This is a genomic window from Morganella morganii H1r (assembly GCF_000633515.1).
GTDB classification, from domain to species: domain Bacteria; phylum Pseudomonadota; class Gammaproteobacteria; order Enterobacterales; family Enterobacteriaceae; genus Morganella; species Morganella morganii_B.
Genome location: NZ_AYMP01000069.1, coordinates 25,005 through 41,029, shown reverse-complemented (window position 1 = coordinate 41,029; position 16,025 = coordinate 25,005). Strand labels below are relative to the sequence as shown.

Here is a 16,025-nt window from a genome sequence, read left to right as displayed (position 1 = left end):
CTGAAAATATAGAAGAAACAGGGGGAAAAATAAACCCCCTGACAGGAATAATAGTGAAAATTACAGGCTATTTACAATATTTTTTATTAATTTTGGTCCGTGGTAGATAAATCCTGAATAAATTTGGATCAATGATGCACCTGCTTCCATTTTTTCCCGGGCGGCAATGAGGGAATCTATTCCGCCGACACCGATGATCGGTAATTTTCCGTTCAGCTCTTTCGATAATAAACGGATAATTTCTGTGCTCTTACTCTGCACCGGACGGCCACTTAATCCGCCGGTTTCATTGCAGTGATTTAATCCCTGCACTAATGAGCGGTCTAATGTGGTATTGGTGGCAATCACACCATCAATATTATGGCGAATCAGACTGTCAGCGACCTGAATTAATTCTTCCGCTGTTAAATCCGGGGCAATTTTCACCGCGACAGGGACATATTTTCCGTGTTTCTGATGCAGTTCCTGCTGCTTTATTTTTATTGCTGACAGCAGGTCATCCAGCATATCGCCGTATTGCAGTGTCCGTAATCCCGGGGTATTCGGTGAGGAAATATTAACAGCGATATATCCGGCATGGGTATACACTTTATCCATACAAATCAGATAGTCATCTTTCCCCTGCTCAACCGGCGTATCTTTATTTTTTCCGATATTAATTCCCAGAATACCACCGAAACGAGCCTGTTTAATATTTTCAACCAGGTTATCCACCCCGAGATTATTAAATCCCATCCGGTTAATCAGCCCTTCTGCTTCGACAATACGGAACAGACGCGGCTTATCATTTCCCGGCTGTGGTTTCGGTGTGACCGTACCGACCTCAACAAAACCAAAACCCATGGCGTCAAACGCTTCAATACATTCACCGTCTTTATCAAGACCGGCGGCTAATCCGAGCGGGTTTTTAAAAGAGAGCCCCATGCACTGAACGGGTTTGGTAGCGACATGCTGCTGAATAAGAAAACGGAAAGGAGAGCGGGAAAGACGTTTAAGCTGGTGAAAGGTGAATTCGTGGGCACGTTCCGGATCAAGGCGGAACAGAGCCTTCCTGACTAGCGGATAATACATCTTAAATACCTTTTGCTATAGATATGTGTTTTCGGCACAACACGCCGTACCGGGCAATTTCTCTGTAACAAAATAGGTCGTGAATCATAGCTGAAACAGCGGGAGCCTATCTCAGGCGGCTATAATAGGTGAAATGCATCCGTTCTGCACGGCTTTTTTACGCAGTATATGACGCACACTTTTTGTGCGCCATATACTGTCAGATTACCAGCGGCCGGATGCTCCGCCGCCCCCGCTGCGGCCACCACCGCCGGATGAGGATCGGCTGCTGCTCCGGCTGCCGCCGCTGTAACCGCCGCCGCCTCTTCCGCCTCTGCCGCCTCTTCCGCCTTTCCCGCCTTTCCCTGAGCCACCACCACCGCTGCCGACAGTGACAAAACCGAGATAATGTCCGATACCGATAAACAGCCCGAATCCCGCTCCGGTCAACACACCAAAGGCCGGGCTCCCCCCGGAAACCAGCAATCCGAAGATAAACGCAAATCCGCCGAATAAAAAGCCGACACAGATTGAAACCCGCACTTTCTGAGGCCGGACAATTTTCGTCAGTATCCAGTACAGTCCGCCGAGGCAGAGCAGAAATAAGAAAAAGAACGCAAAAAACATGGTGAATATCAGTATAATCACCATCCAGGACGGCAGAATCTGCAGAAACAGGAACTGGCTCCAGCGCGGTAATTCCTCGTAGAGAAAATGTTCCCCGAAACGGAAGCCGTTTCCGTCAGGGTTATTGAAGCTGTCGGCGTACCAGATCAGATAAATAATGATGGCAACCGGGATCGCGGCTTTCAGTTTAAACCGTTTCACCATGCTATACAGAAATGCGGCCCACATCCAGGCACTCATCGCCAGAACCGCACCGAGGAGAATATCGATCCAGCCCACAGGCTCTGCCTGTTTGATGATAAAGAATGCCGGCATGTTGACAGGCGGCAGCGGTTCATTACGGACTGCGGCAATCAGCGCATCGACGGTATCATCAATACCCCCGGCATAATCCCTTATTTGAAAATGCGGAATAAAATAATCATTGAGAATACGTTTTGCCGTTACATCACTGACCGCCCCTTCCAGCCCGTATCCGACTTCAATCCGCATCGCACGGTCATCCACCGCCACCAGCAGCAAAATACCATCATCGATACTGATACGCCCCAGCCGCCATTTGTTAAAGACTTTTTCCGCATAACTTTCAATATCACGTGTTCCGGTCGTTTTCACGGTCAGTACCGCAATCTGTGCGCCGGTCCGGGCCCGCAATGTATTCAGTTTCTGCTCAATACTGCTGCGCTCAGCATCGGTCAGTAATCCGGCGGTATCAGTCACCGCCCCCTGCATACGGGGAAATGTCTCCGTCTGAGCAAATGCCGTCACAGCAAAAAGCAGTAAAAACAGGGAAAATATCCCCTGTAACCAGCGACTGCACCGGTTTATTTCATTTCTCATCACGAAATCCTTTCTTTTATATACAGCTCGTCATTGGCCTGAGTTTACCGTATCCGGTTAAAAATAACGTTCTGTTACTGTGACAATGTATTGCAGTGCAAAAAAAAAAAAACACCTCCGGGGAGGTGTTTTGTCTGTAACAATGCGGATGCAATCATCCGGAGAACTCTCACCGATCAGTTCTCATCCAGTGCCTTGGTGATTTTCTCAAACAGATCACCGGAGAGATTGTCCAGCCCTTTCAGACGCAGCAGCGCATCACGCATTTTGCTCTGACGGCTGTCATCATAGCGTTTCAGGCGGATCAGCGGCTCGATCAGACGTGAGGCCACCTGCGGGTTACGGCTGTTCAGGTCACAGAGGATCTCTGCCAGGAATTCATAGCCTTTACCGGACTTATCATGAAACGCTTTCGGGTTATTCATCACAAACGCACCGACCAGCGAGCGTACCCGGTTCGGGTTTGCCATGGTGAAGGAACGGTGAGTGAGCAGTGATTTCACATTATCCAGCACATCCGCATCCGGACGTGTGGCCTGAAGCATAAACCACTTGTCCATCACCAGACCATCCTGATGCCATTTGTTGTCGTAATCCGTCAGCAGTTTATCACGGCACGGCAGTGCGGCTTTCACCGCCGCCGTCAGCGCCGCCAGGGAATCGGTCATATTGTCGGCCTGCGCATACTGCTGCGACACACGCTTATCTGCCTGTGCTCTATCCTCATCCAGCGCCAGATAGCCCAGACAGACATTGCGCAGATCGCGTTTTGCAATATCCGCATGATCGATTTGGTATGCCCCGGTTTTCATGCTGACATACACCGCATACAACTCATCTGCCAGTTCACGGGCAAATGTACCGGCAATAAAGGTCATGACCGCATTGATCGCATCCGGATCCACCACCGGGAACCATTCCGCAACCTCGGTTTCTGACGGCAGGGTCAGAATCTGAGCCGCCAGCGCCGGATCGATCTGCTCATCAAGCAGCACCGCACGGAAAGCGTCGGTTACCCCTTCCGGTAACTGTAAATCTTCACCGGCCTGATAGCGGCGGATGTTTTCCTTTATATGTAATGCCAGCAGAGACTGCGCGGCATCCCAGCGGGCAAATTCATTACGGGCGTGCTGCATCAGGAATGCCAGCTGTGCATCGGTATACGGATAATCCACTTTTACCGGCGCGGAGAACTCACGGAACAGTGACGGTACCGGCTTTTCACTGACATCATCAAAGACGAAGGTCTGTTCATCACGGGTAATATTCAGTACCGGATGAACCGGTTCCCCTTCATGGCGCAGCGGAAGCACGTCGCCGTTACTGCCGTACAGTTCGATATCAAACGGGATATGCAGCGGCTGTTTGTCCTGCTGATCCGGTGTCGGCGGGGTCATCTGGGTCACATGCAGCTGATACTGTTTTTTATCCGCATCATAGCTGTCACGTACGGTCACCAGCGGCGTGCCGGACTGGCTGTACCAGCGGCGGAACAGGGTGAGATCGACATTTGACGCATCTTCCATCGCCTGCACAAAATCATCACAGGTCGCGGCGCTGCCGTCATGGCGGTGAACATAAAGCTGCATCCCCGCCTGGAACTGCTCTTCGCCGAGCAGCGTGTGGATCATGCGGATCACTTCAGAGCCCTTCTCATACACGGTCAGTGTATAGAAGTTATTCATTTCAATGACTTTATCCGGACGGATCGGGTGTGCCATCGGACCGGCGTCCTCGGCAAACTGAGCGGCACGCATCACGCGGACATTATTGATACGGTTGACCGGGCGGGAGCCGAGGTCGGAGCTGAATTCCTGGTCACGAAAAACGGTCAGCCCTTCTTTCAGGCTGAGCTGGAACCAGTCACGGCAGGTGATACGGTTACCGGTCCAGTTATGGAAATATTCATGACCGATAACAGATTCAATCCCGAGATAATCTTTATCCGTCGCGGTTTCATTCTTCGCCAGCACATATTTTGAGTTAAAGACATTCAGTCCTTTGTTCTCCATTGCGCCCATATTGAAGAAATCAACCGCCACAATCATATAGATGTCGAGGTCATACTCGAAACCAAAGCGCTCCTCATCCCATTTCATGGCATTTTTCAGAGAGGTCATCGCCCAGCCGGCACGGTCGAGGTTGCCTTTGTCGACAAACAGCTCCAGCGCCACATTACGGCCGCTGCGGGTGGTGAAAGTATCGCGCAGCACATCAAAATCACCGGCCACCAGAGCAAACAGGTAACTTGGTTTCGGGAACGGATCTTCCCATTTCACCCAGTGTTTATCCCCGGATTCCCCGGCATCAATCCGGTTACCGTTGGATAACAGATACGGATAACGGGCTTTGTCCGCCGTGATCCGGGTGGTGTAACGCGCCAGCACATCCGGGCGATCAAGGTAATACGTGATATGACGGAAGCCTTCCGCCTCACACTGTGTGCAGAGTGCATCACCGGACACATACAGCCCTTCAAGTGCAGTATTTTCCGCCGGGCTGATTTCATTAATAATTTGCAGGGTGAATTGTTCAGGCACATTCTGAATGCGCAGTGAACCGGATTCTTCGCGGTAATCTGACCAGACTTTGCCATCAATGGTCAGCTGCTTCAGCGTCAGCCCCTCACCGGCAAGTACCAGTTCAGAGGCGCTGTCATTCAGGCGCTTCACCTGACTGACGGCAGTCACCACTGTCGTCTGCGGGTCGAGCGCAAAATCAAGATCAATATGGGTAATGGTATAATCAGGAGCCTGATAGTCCTGACGATACTTCGCCTGCCGCTGTTGTGTCATGGTTTTCTCTTCACTGTTTTATTAAATGATTACAATTACGCTGTTATTAGGCTCTCATAATTCAGGCGCCGTGGTAAACGAAATTTTAGCAGTTTGTGATACGCCCTGATTTCCTGACGGTGCGGTACCGCATCAGATATGAATAAAATGTTAACAAATAATGTGATTGCACGCTGAACATCACGCACAGGGAAAATAACGTGTTACTATACGCAGACAATAGTAAGCTATAACCTGTTTAGGTTGATTGCTCCGTGAGGATGCTGAAAGCGCCATGAATTCAGAAGCAACCCCGATTATCACATCACTGCTGGATACCGATGCGTATAAGCTGCATATGCAGCAGGCAGTGTTCCATCATTACCGCTCAATTCCGGTGGTCGCGGAATTCCGCTGCCGGAGCAGCAAACGGCTGGGGCAGTACGCAGATGAACTGCGCCACAGGGTGGCAATGATGTCAGAGCTGTCAGTCAGTGATGACGAGTACAACTATCTGGCCCGCCTGCCGTTCTTTTCGGCGGACTATCTCGCCTGGTTCCGTCAGTTCCGGTTTGACCCGTCACAGGTGAATATCCGCTGTGACAGCAACGGTCAGCTGTCTATCCGTATCAGCGGCCCGTGGGTGGACGTTATCCTGTGGGAAGTACCGCTGCTGGCGCTGATCAGTGAACTCGTTCACCTCCATGAATCACCGCAGGTCACGCCGGAAGATGCCGTTATCCGTCTGCGTGAGCTGGTAGCCCGTTTTTATCAGGATGCAGAGCAGGCAGGGATCGACCTCAGCCGTTTTAAACTGATGGATTTCGGCACCCGCCGCCGTTTCTCTTTTGATGTTCAGAAGGCGATTGTCACGGAACTGAAACAACATTTCCCGTATCTGGTCGGCACCAGCAATTACCTGCTGGCGAAAGAACTCGATCTGGAGCCGGTCGGCACCCAGGCACACGAATGGTTCCAGGCACATCAGCAAATCAGCGCGGAACTGGCCAACAGCCAGCGCGCCGCTCTCCAGACCTGGCTCGATGAATATCCGGATCAGCTCGGTGTCGCCTTAACAGACTGCATCACCATGGATGCTTTCCTGCGCGATTTCGATGCCCCGTTTGCCCGCGCCTACCAGGGTCTGCGCCACGATTCCGGGGATCCGGTGGAATGGGGCGAAAAAGCGATTGCTCACTATGAAAAGCTGGGTATCGACCCGATGAGCAAAACGCTGGTTTTTTCAGACAATCTGGATTTCCGCAAAGCCCTCGCGCTTTATGCCCATTTCTGTGACCGGATAAACCTGGTATTTGGTATCGGCACCCGCCTGACCTGCAATATCCCGGATGTTGAGCCGCTCAATATTGTTATCAAGCTGGTGGAATGCAACGGCAAACCGGTTGCCAAGCTCTCTGACAGCCCCGGCAAAACCATCTGTGAAGATGATGAATTTGTCGATAAACTGCGCCGCGCATTTGATATTCCCCACGTTCAGCGCGCCTGCTGATCCTGCCTTTTATACGCCATCCCCCGGAGAACAGAAAAAGACGGTTATTTTTTCTGTTTTTCGGGCGGTTAATCCCCAATTTCTGCTTGTTTCCTGAGAGTGAGCAAGTAACATAGTGAGATTGCCCGTTTGACGGCAACTGATGACTATTCTGTTACTCACATCTCAGAGGATGGCGGGTAACGCGTGTAACAGACCTATATAAGAAGAGAGAGTTTCCACTATGAGCATAGCGCCTGTGGTCGATGTACTGCAAGGCCGTGTACCTGTTGACAGCGAAGTCACAGTACAGGGTTGGGTCCGTACAAGGAGAGATTCAAAAGCCGGGATCTCATTCCTCGCCGTCTACGACGGTTCCTGCTTTAATCCGGTACAGGCCGTCATCGAAAGTAATTTACCTAATTATAATGATGAAGTGCTTCATTTAACGGCGGGCTGTTCTGTCGAAGTCACCGGGAAAGTGGTTGCATCCCCGGGCCAGGGACAAAGCTTTGAAATCCATGCCTCACAGGTTCGTGTGGTCGGTATGGTTGATGATCCCGATACCTACCCGATGGCGGCAAAACGTCATTCTGTTGAGTATCTGCGTGAAGTGGCACACCTGCGTCCGCGCACTAACCTGATTGGCGCGGTTGCCCGTGTCCGTCATACCTTATCCCAGGCATTACACCGTTTCTTTGATGAGCAGGGTTTCTTCTGGGTATCCACCCCGCTGATCACCACCTCTGATACCGAAGGTGCCGGTGAAATGTTCCGCGTCTCCACGCTGGATTTCCACAACCTGCCGCGTAACGACAAAGGCGAAGTGGATTTCAGCGAAGACTTTTTCGGCCGGGAAGCATTCCTGACCGTCTCCGGTCAGCTGAACGGTGAAGCTTATGCCTCTGCGCTGAGCAAAATCTACACCTTCGGGCCGACATTCCGTGCTGAAAACTCCAACACCAGCCGCCACCTGGCGGAATTCTGGATGGTCGAGCCGGAAGTGGCGTTTGCCAACCTGGATGATGTCGCCGGTCTGGCTGAAGCCATGCTGAAATATGTTTTCAAAGCGGTTCTGGAAGAGCGCCGTGACGATCTCGAATTCTTTGCTGAGCGTATTAATAAAGAAGCCATCGAACGCCTGGAGCGTTTTGTCACTTCCGATTTCGCGCAGGTTGATTACACCGATGCGATCAAAATCCTGGAAAACTGCGGCAAAACCTTTGAAAACGAGGTGTACTGGGGCGTGGATATGTCCTCTGAGCACGAGCGTTACCTGGCGGAAGAACACTTCAAAGCCCCGGTTGTCGTTAAAAACTACCCGAAAGCCATCAAAGCCTTCTATATGCGTGAAAACGAAGATGGCAAAACCGTGGCAGCGATGGACGTGCTGGCACCGGGGATCGGTGAAATTATCGGGGGTTCCCAGCGTGAAGAGCGTCTGGACAAACTCGATGCCCGCTTTGATGAACTGGGTATGAATAAAGAAGATTACTGGTGGTACCGTGATCTGCGCCGCTACGGCACTGTACCGCATGCCGGTTTCGGTCTGGGTTTTGAACGTTTGGTCTCATATGTGACGGGTGTCTCAAATATCCGTGAAACCATCCCGTTCCCGCGCACCCCGCGCAGCGCCACATTCTGATTTCCATCAAAAATATTGAATGTAAAAAGCCGGCCTTCAGGCCGGCTTTTTTTATGTCTGGTGATCTTACTGTTCAAAAAGTTCCCAATTATTTACATTTTGAAATACTTTTTTGCTATTTGTTACAGATTCTTCGTTTTTGTAGCACTTTCAGGGTAGATAAAATATTTTACCAATGGAACACTGGTCGCCGACACAGACGACACTAAACTCTCATAAATAGTTCCAAATTTTTTCAGAACTATTTCTGGCAGTGGCAGGTGTCCGAATAACACCAATGAGGGTAATAATAATGAAACGCAATATTCTTGCAGTGGTTATCCCGGCTCTGTTAGTTGCTGGTGCAGCAAACGCAGCTGAAATCTACAACAAAGACGGCAACAAAGTAGACCTGTACGGTAAAGTTGACGTTCGTCACATGTTCGCTAAGTCTGATGACAACGGCGCTAAAGAAGATGGCGACGATTCACGCGTTCGTTTCGGCATCAAAGGTGAAACTCAGATCACTGACCAGCTGACCGGTTTCGGTCGTTTCGAAAACGAAATCAAAACCAACGGCGTTGAAGGCGACAACAAAAACAAAGTACGTTTAGCTTACGCTGGTTTCAAATTCGCTGAATTCGGTTCAATCGACTACGGCCGTAACTACGGTGTGGTATATGACACTGCAGCATGGACCGACGTTCTGCCACTGTTCGGTGGCGACACCATGGCTCAGACCGACGTTTACATGACCGGTCGTAACGCTAACCTGCTGACTTACCGTAACAGCGATTTCTTCGGTTATGTTGATGGCCTGAGCTTCGCTCTGCAGTATCAGGGTGCTAACGACGATAACTCTATCGCAAACCGCGGCGAAGCAATCAAAGATCCAGTAACTGGTGAAGTTGATTATACCGCTGATGCTAAAGCAAACGGCGACGGTTTCGGTTTATCTTCTGCCTACGATCTGGGCTGGGGTGTGACTCTGGGTGCTGGTTACTCTAACTCTGCCCGTACTTTAGGCCAGCAGTACAACTCTACTGCTGAAGGCAAACGTGCTGAAGCATGGAACGTTGGTGCTAAATACGACGCTAACAACCTGTACCTGGCTGCTATGTACGGTGAAACCCGTAACATGACCAAATACGGTGAAGATAGCCTGATCGCTAACAAAACTCAGAACATCGAATTAGTGGCACAGTATCAGTTCGACTTCGGTCTGCGTCCATCCATCGCTTACCTGCAGTCTAAAGGTAAAGACCTGAACAACGGTACTAAAGGCAGCGAAGACCTGGTTAAATACATCGACCTGGGTGCTTACTACTACTTCAACAAAAACATGTCTGCAGTCGTTGATTACAAAATCAACCTGCTGGACAACAATGACTTCACCCGTGGTGCTCAAATCAACACCGGTGACGTTGTTGGTTTAGGTCTGACCTACCAGTTCTGATTTAGCTTTTACGCTGAATATGAATACAAAACCCACGGTATGCCGTGGGTTTTTTGTTATCTGTATATCCTTATTCATTCAAACTACAGGTTCGTTGGCTGCACTCAGCCAGCTGGGTCACATACTAATGTATGCTCCCCATCTGTCTTCCTTTGCCGCCTTCCTGTAACTTGAATGACGTTGGATATATAACCCGTTTTGTGATGCATTTTCATACAAACCTCAACAGGACGTCATCCACTTCACAAGATCTTCGTCTTTTTTCTGTAAACAGTTGGCAAATGATTTACAGGGAGTTAACCTGATAGCCTTGTGACTGTCCTCTTATCCGCATTATCAGATACTATTGGGATCAACAACTATGTTTGAGAATATTACTGCCGCGCCTGCCGACCCGATCTTAGGTCTGGCTGACAGCTTCCGTCAGGACCCCCGTGAAAATAAGATCAATTTAGGTATTGGTGTTTACAAGGATGAAACCGGTAAAACACCGGTACTGAGCTGCGTTAAAAAAGCGGAAAAGTATCTGCTGGATAATGAAACCACGAAAAACTACCTGCCGATTACCGGGATCCCTGAGTTCGGGACAGTGACTCAGGCACTGCTGTTCGGTGATAACAGCGATATCATCACCGCCAAACGTGCCCGTACCGCACAGGCACCGGGCGGCACCGGTGCGCTGCGTATCGCGGCTGATTTTATTGCTAAACAAACCAGCGCAAAACGTGTCTGGATCAGCAACCCGACCTGGCCTAACCATAACGGTATCTTTGCCGGTGCCGGTCTGGAAATCTGCACATACAATTACTATGATGCCGAAAATCATGCCCTGGATTTCAATGGCATGCTGGCAAGCCTGGAAGCGGCACAAGCCGGTGATGTGATCCTGCTGCACGGCTGCTGCCATAACCCGACCGGTATTGACCCGACAACTGAACAATGGGCACAGTTATCTGTTCTGGTAAAAGAAAAAGGTCTGCTGCCGGTCTTCGACTTCGCTTATCAGGGCTTTGCCGCCGGTCTGAATGAAGATGCTCAGGGGCTGCGTATTTTCGCAAAATCCCATCCTGAGATGCTGGTCGCCAGTTCTTATTCTAAAAACTTCGGCATGTACAACGAACGTGTCGGTGCCTGCACCCTGGTTGCCGCCGATCCGGACACTGCCGATCGCGCGTTCAGCCAGATCAAGATCGTGATCCGTACTAACTACTCTAACCCGCCGTCACACGGTGGTGCTGTGGTAACGACAGTATTGTCTGATCCGGAACTGAAAGAAGAATGGATTCAGGAACTGACCACCATGCGTGAGCGTATCAAGCGTATGCGTCAGCTCTTTGTGAACACCCTGCAGGAAAAAGGCGCGAAGCAGGACTTCAGCTTTATTATCCGCCAGAACGGTATGTTCTCTTTCAGTGGCCTGACCAAAGAACAGGTTGCGCGTCTGCGTGATGAATATGCGGTATATGCTGTCAGCTCCGGCCGTATTAACGTTGCCGGCCTGACCCTGGAAAATATGGTTCCGCTGTGCGAAGCCATCGTCGCAGTGCTGTAATTTCGTTTTGACCATAAAAAATGCCTGACGGTGTCAGGCATTTTTATTTCTGCAATAATATTGCTTACCAGACCGGCTGCTCGTCCTGTAAGAACGGATTGGTGCGGCGCTCTTCCCCGAGTGTGGACATCGGGCCATGACCCGGGATAAAACGGTACTCATCCCCCAGCGGCAGCACTTTTTCTTTAATTGAACAGATCAGATCCTGATGATTACCGCGCGGGAAGTCACTGCGGCCGACGCCCCCTCTGAACAGCACATCACCCATTGAAATCAGTTTGTCCTGCTTATCCACAAAAATAACATGACCCGGTGTATGGCCGGGGCAATGCAGCACATCCAGCTCAAGATTGCCGACGGTGACCTTGTCGCCCTCTTCCAGCCACTGATCCGGGGTAAATGCACGGCACGGCTCCACACCAAACATCCGGCTCTGCTGAGTCAGTCCGTCAATCCAGAATGCATCTTCCTTTTGCGGGCCGATGATCGGCACATTAAAGTGTTCTGCCACGTCAGCGGTTGCGCCGACATGGTCAAAGTGACCATGAGTCAGAAGAATTTTTTCCAGTTTCAGGCCGCGTTGTTCAATTTCACGGATAAGACGCGGTGCTTCACCGCCGGGATCGACAATGGCAGCGGCTTTTGTTTCATCACACCAGATCAGGGTGCAGTTCTGCATAAAGCCGGTGACAGGAATAATATGATATTGCATGACACAAAACTCCGGTTAAAGCGGGTAATAACAACAGATTACCACGTTCTGACCGGTCCTGTATCCATATGAACGAAATTACTGGACGGATAATAGCCCACACCGCCCGCCCGCATTTTCAGAGCGGCTTTGCGCACCTGACTTAACTGGATGCCCGGAATACGGAAATCCATTGCCTGGCCGCGGGTGTGATAACTTTTCTTTGCCACACCGGAAGTGGTTCTGCGCAGTTCATTATTGGTAACCAGAGAACGGTAACCGGACACCAGCTGAATAGGTTTATTGATGTTCATCATCACCTGTAACAGATACATCTGGTCAAACAGGTGCGGGTCAATAGTTTTGACTTTATTACTGCGGTGGTCGCGGAACAGCTTGTTCAGGCGGGCCAGTTCAGAGCGGTTGTAACGTTTACCGTCAAAAAATTCTGCTTTTAAAAATTCACCGGTATTGAGGTTTTCAAACCGCAAAATTTTCGGCCGGGGTGTGGTCAGGGACGCAAATGCGTGATTCGGTAATAAAGCCAACCCCAGCGCCGCCGCACCAAAACCCAGCCATTTACGGCGGTTATTATCAATTATATCCATTGACGGTAATCACTCTTTATCTGATTAAATATTACATGGCCGGACAGCGATAATAGTGTTCACCGTTCAGACCCGCAGCGGATCGGTTTTGTCTATTTCTGTAAATTTTTGTCAGGTTATTTCAATATTAACGTCAATATGAAGAAAACAGCAATAAACAAAACTGACCGTCTATTTTTTACCGATTCAATCCCCCGGAGTCAAATAAAAAAACACATTTTTACGCAGAAAGTAAACTCCGCCGACATTTTCGTGAACATCCGGTGTACAGCCGGTCCGATGCCGCATCCGCTGAGCCTTTGCCGGGTACGGCAATACGGCAAAATTAATCACTTTTAGTTAATTAACGGAATGACCGGATATAATATTGTGCCGTCCATTATTTTTATACGGACATCGTTTTCCGGTTAATTATATTTCAACAGAAAAAAGCCGTTTATTCTTAATAAATAAACGGCTTCTTGCGATCAGCTTTTTATCAGGAAAGGCGTGATATCCGTTAATTTATCAATACCTTTCAGGCTGCTGTCATCGTAACGGTAAATATCCGCGCGATATTGCGGGATATTCTCCGCATTTACCCAGGCAGTCTGATAATAGAGATAAACCGGAATACGGTTCGGGATAGAGACATAACGGGTACTGCCCGCTTTCAGTGCTCCATCCACACGGCTTTCGTTCCAGCCCGCATCACCAAGGAGTATTGCCGCGAGATCTTTGGCTTTGTTCACCCGCACACAGCCGGAACTGATAGCCCGCATGTTTTTATTAAACAGGCTGTGGTTCGGGGTATCGTGCAGATAAATCGCCTCTGAGTTCGGCATATTGAATTTATAACGTCCCAGCGAGTTGGACGGGCCCGGTGCCTGGGTTATCCGGTACGGGAAGTTTGACGGCGTGATAACGCTCCAGTCAATGCTGTACGGATCAACCACAGAGGCGTTGTTACTCCAGCCGTTATAGATGGTGTAACCACGACTGCTGAAGTAACTTGGATCAGCCCTGCCGCGCGGCACAACATCCTGACGGCTCATGGTCGGCGGAACCGTCCACGGCGGGTTAATCACCACATTATTCAGGGCGCTGGACATAATCGGTGTTTTACGCTCAGCGCGGCCGACAATGGTTCTGGATTCCAGGATCAGATTATTATCCACATAGAAATACAGGGAAAAATCCGGAATATTAACCAGAATAGCGGTCGGCTCATTGTCCGGCGTAATACGCAGGCGCTGAATATTCACCGCCATAATGGCAGCCCGCATCTGTGGTGTCTTATTCAGCCACTCGCGGGTCTGTTTGCCGATGATACCATCGGCTTCCAGGCCATGCTGTAACTGAAACTGTTTAACCGCCGCCACCAGCGTTTTATCGTAAGCAGCACCGGCGCTCATCATGTCATTGGCAGAGATCAGATTAAAGCGGTGCAGGATCTCACGCAGTGCCCCGACGGATTCATGACTTTCCCCCGGACGTAATGTGCGGTTAATCACCATTTCCGGCCACGGCGCGGTGTCCGCCAGTTCTGTCAGCATCGCTTTGCGCATCGGCTGATACATCTTATTCGCCGGTAACAGTGCGTCTGTAAATGCCGCCAGTGTGCCGTTATGTACCGCTGTATTCAGCCGCGCCAGTGACGGGGCACTGACCGCCGCAAACGTGAACGGACGGGCACCGTACAGCCATTTATCGCCTTTGCTGCTCACGTTGTCGAGGTAATAGAGATAACCCAGCGCCGCATCCGTTAAAATCATATCCCGTGCCAGCGGGGACAGATCCGCTTGTGCCAGGGCATTCAGCCAGGCCGAAAACTGCGGCTGGAATCCGGCAAGTGCGGCTTCCGCCAGCTGATTTTCCAGAGACAGGCGTGCTTTTTCATCGGTCCACAGCGGTTTCAGCTGATGTTCCGCATAAATGTTTGTCAGTGTATCGGTATACAGTAATGGGGTTGCCGCCGGGACTTCACGGCGGATACGGTCAGCGACATCGTTCAGGGGCAGTGCAGTCACACCGGGCACCGGTTCTGCGGGCTGCGTTTCTGTATTTTCAGGTGATTGTGAAAATGCTTTCAGATTTTCCACTTTGGCATCTGCTTCAGTCAGATGCGTTACCGGTGCTGTTGAGGCCCACGAAACAGGCGTCAGTAACAGTGTTCCTATCATGGCGGAAATGGGAACAACTTTTTTAACTCCCGTCACCATAACATCCCTCTCTTATTTTTTTATTATGTCTGTTCCGGCCAATTGTTAATGCTTATGGTCAGTATAGTAAATACTTCGTTTAAATGACTTCCCTGCTGATTTTACCTGCCAGAGAATAATTGAAAATAGGATAACAAAAATATTGCAGAAAAAAGGCGTAAATACATCTTTTTAAGATGAATACACCGCATTAATTGCGCAAATACCGGTATTTCCTGTTATGAAATACATCTCATTCTCTGCGTTTTATCCGGATAAACAACCCGCTGCCGGTAATACAGACAAAAAACTCCGCTATGCAGCGGAGTTTTTATATGACTGACAGATTATCATTAATATTCGGAATTAATCACCACTTCCTCACCGAACTGACCGGCTTTCGGCAGCGGCTGATACGAGGAGTTTGATGCGCGTAATACGCGGATACCCCGGATATTCAGTTCGCGTGCAGCCGCAATATCAGCATCCGCATCACCGTAATAAATTTTCAGTTTGTGATCACGCATCCAACTGACTTTATTATTCTGCCCTTCCTCATCACCGGCAAAAATAACCGGGTTCATTTTATCCGCCGGAATACGCAGCCCTTCCTGTACATATTGAGTGACCGTTTCTGTTTTGGTTTTGCTGCGCCCGGTAATGAAATAAACGGTATCACCACGTTTCAGGTGCATCTGAACCAGTTCCGTACCGGATTTTTTCGGCATACTGAATTTATCCCACTCATTATTCATTTTTTCCCAGAACTCCGGGTTTTTCAGATAACTGTAGTCGTCCGGGGAGTATTCCAGTTTACCGCGGTAAAAGCCCGGGCTTGAGAATAAGACGGTGTCGTCAATATCAAAGCCCACTGCCATCGGCGGCTGTCCTTTCAGGCTTTCTTCAATTTGTTCAACCGAAATCCAGTGAATGGCATGCTGTTCTGCCAGCTGAGCTGCGGTCACGCCGTCACTGACTTTTTCCGGCATGTACACGTTGGCATCAGCCACACTGCTGAGGCTCAGCGCGAGTGCCAGGGCACTCAGGGCAAGGGTCAGTTTACGCATTGTATATCCTTAATTTTCTGTGTCGATCACGCGGAGTGAAAATCTAACCATTCCGGTTTCATATTAA

The 16,025-nt window shown here is 49.9% G+C and carries 11 protein-coding genes; 4 read left to right on the top strand and 7 right to left on the bottom strand.

Going from position 1 to position 16,025, the window contains the following annotated elements; all coding sequences use genetic code 11:
* Positions 1 to 60: 60 nt before the first annotated feature.
* From pyrD to pepN, 3 genes are all read right to left on the bottom strand, one after another.
* Positions 61 to 1,071, bottom strand: a complete 1,011-nt coding sequence (pyrD, locus tag U868_RS0122130; protein ID WP_025155186.1) for a quinone-dependent dihydroorotate dehydrogenase — start codon at positions 1,069 to 1,071, stop codon at positions 61 to 63.
* Between the two features lie 204 nt (positions 1,072 to 1,275).
* On the bottom strand, positions 1,276 to 2,517 hold the full coding sequence (locus U868_RS0122125; protein WP_025155185.1) for a TPM domain-containing protein: 1,242 nt from the start codon (positions 2,515 to 2,517) through the stop codon (positions 1,276 to 1,278).
* Between the two features lie 176 nt (positions 2,518 to 2,693).
* On the bottom strand, positions 2,694 to 5,312 hold the full coding sequence (gene pepN, locus U868_RS0122120) for an aminopeptidase N (protein WP_025155184.1): 2,619 nt from the start codon (positions 5,310 to 5,312) through the stop codon (positions 2,694 to 2,696).
* A 274-nt stretch (positions 5,313 to 5,586) separates the two neighbouring features.
* On the opposite strand from pepN, the gene pncB reads away from it, so the two are divergent.
* The 4 genes from pncB (at position 5,587) to U868_RS0122100 (ending at position 11,412) form a co-directional block, all read left to right on the top strand.
* A complete protein-coding gene (pncB, locus tag U868_RS0122115) occupies positions 5,587 to 6,801 on the top strand; it encodes a nicotinate phosphoribosyltransferase (RefSeq protein ID WP_025155183.1) in 1,215 nt (404 codons plus the stop codon).
* Between the two features lie 223 nt (positions 6,802 to 7,024).
* Positions 7,025 to 8,425, top strand: coding sequence for an asparagine--tRNA ligase (asnS, locus tag U868_RS0122110; protein ID WP_025155182.1), 1,401 nt, complete (start codon positions 7,025 to 7,027; stop codon positions 8,423 to 8,425).
* 292 nt (positions 8,426 to 8,717) lie between these two features.
* Complete coding sequence (locus tag U868_RS0122105) at positions 8,718 to 9,860, top strand: porin (RefSeq protein WP_025155181.1); 1,143 nt, start codon at positions 8,718 to 8,720, stop codon at positions 9,858 to 9,860.
* Between the two features lie 361 nt (positions 9,861 to 10,221).
* On the top strand, positions 10,222 to 11,412 hold the full coding sequence (locus tag U868_RS0122100) for an amino acid aminotransferase (protein ID WP_025155180.1): 1,191 nt from the start codon (positions 10,222 to 10,224) through the stop codon (positions 11,410 to 11,412).
* Positions 11,413 to 11,476: 64 nt separating this feature from the next.
* On the opposite strand, the gene U868_RS0122095 is transcribed toward U868_RS0122100, so the two are convergent.
* The 4 genes from U868_RS0122095 to aphA all read right to left on the bottom strand — a co-directional run bounded on the left by U868_RS0122095 (position 11,477) and on the right by aphA (position 15,958).
* Positions 11,477 to 12,124: an MBL fold metallo-hydrolase gene (locus U868_RS0122095; RefSeq protein WP_025155179.1), complete on the bottom strand. Its 648-nt coding sequence runs from the start codon at positions 12,122 to 12,124 to the stop codon at positions 11,477 to 11,479.
* Between the two features lie 38 nt (positions 12,125 to 12,162).
* Positions 12,163 to 12,711 carry a YcbK family protein gene (locus tag U868_RS0122090; RefSeq protein ID WP_025155178.1) on the bottom strand — a complete coding sequence of 183 codons (549 nt, stop codon included), beginning with the start codon at positions 12,709 to 12,711 and terminating at the stop codon, positions 12,163 to 12,165.
* 467 nt (positions 12,712 to 13,178) lie between these two features.
* Positions 13,179 to 14,912: a L,D-transpeptidase gene (gene ldtD, locus U868_RS0122080; protein ID WP_025155177.1), complete on the bottom strand. Its 1,734-nt coding sequence runs from the start codon at positions 14,910 to 14,912 to the stop codon at positions 13,179 to 13,181.
* A gap of 332 nt (positions 14,913 to 15,244) precedes the next feature.
* On the bottom strand, positions 15,245 to 15,958 hold the full coding sequence (gene aphA, locus U868_RS0122070) for an acid phosphatase AphA (protein ID WP_025155176.1): 714 nt from the start codon (positions 15,956 to 15,958) through the stop codon (positions 15,245 to 15,247).
* Between the last annotated feature and the right edge of the window lie 67 nt (positions 15,959 to 16,025).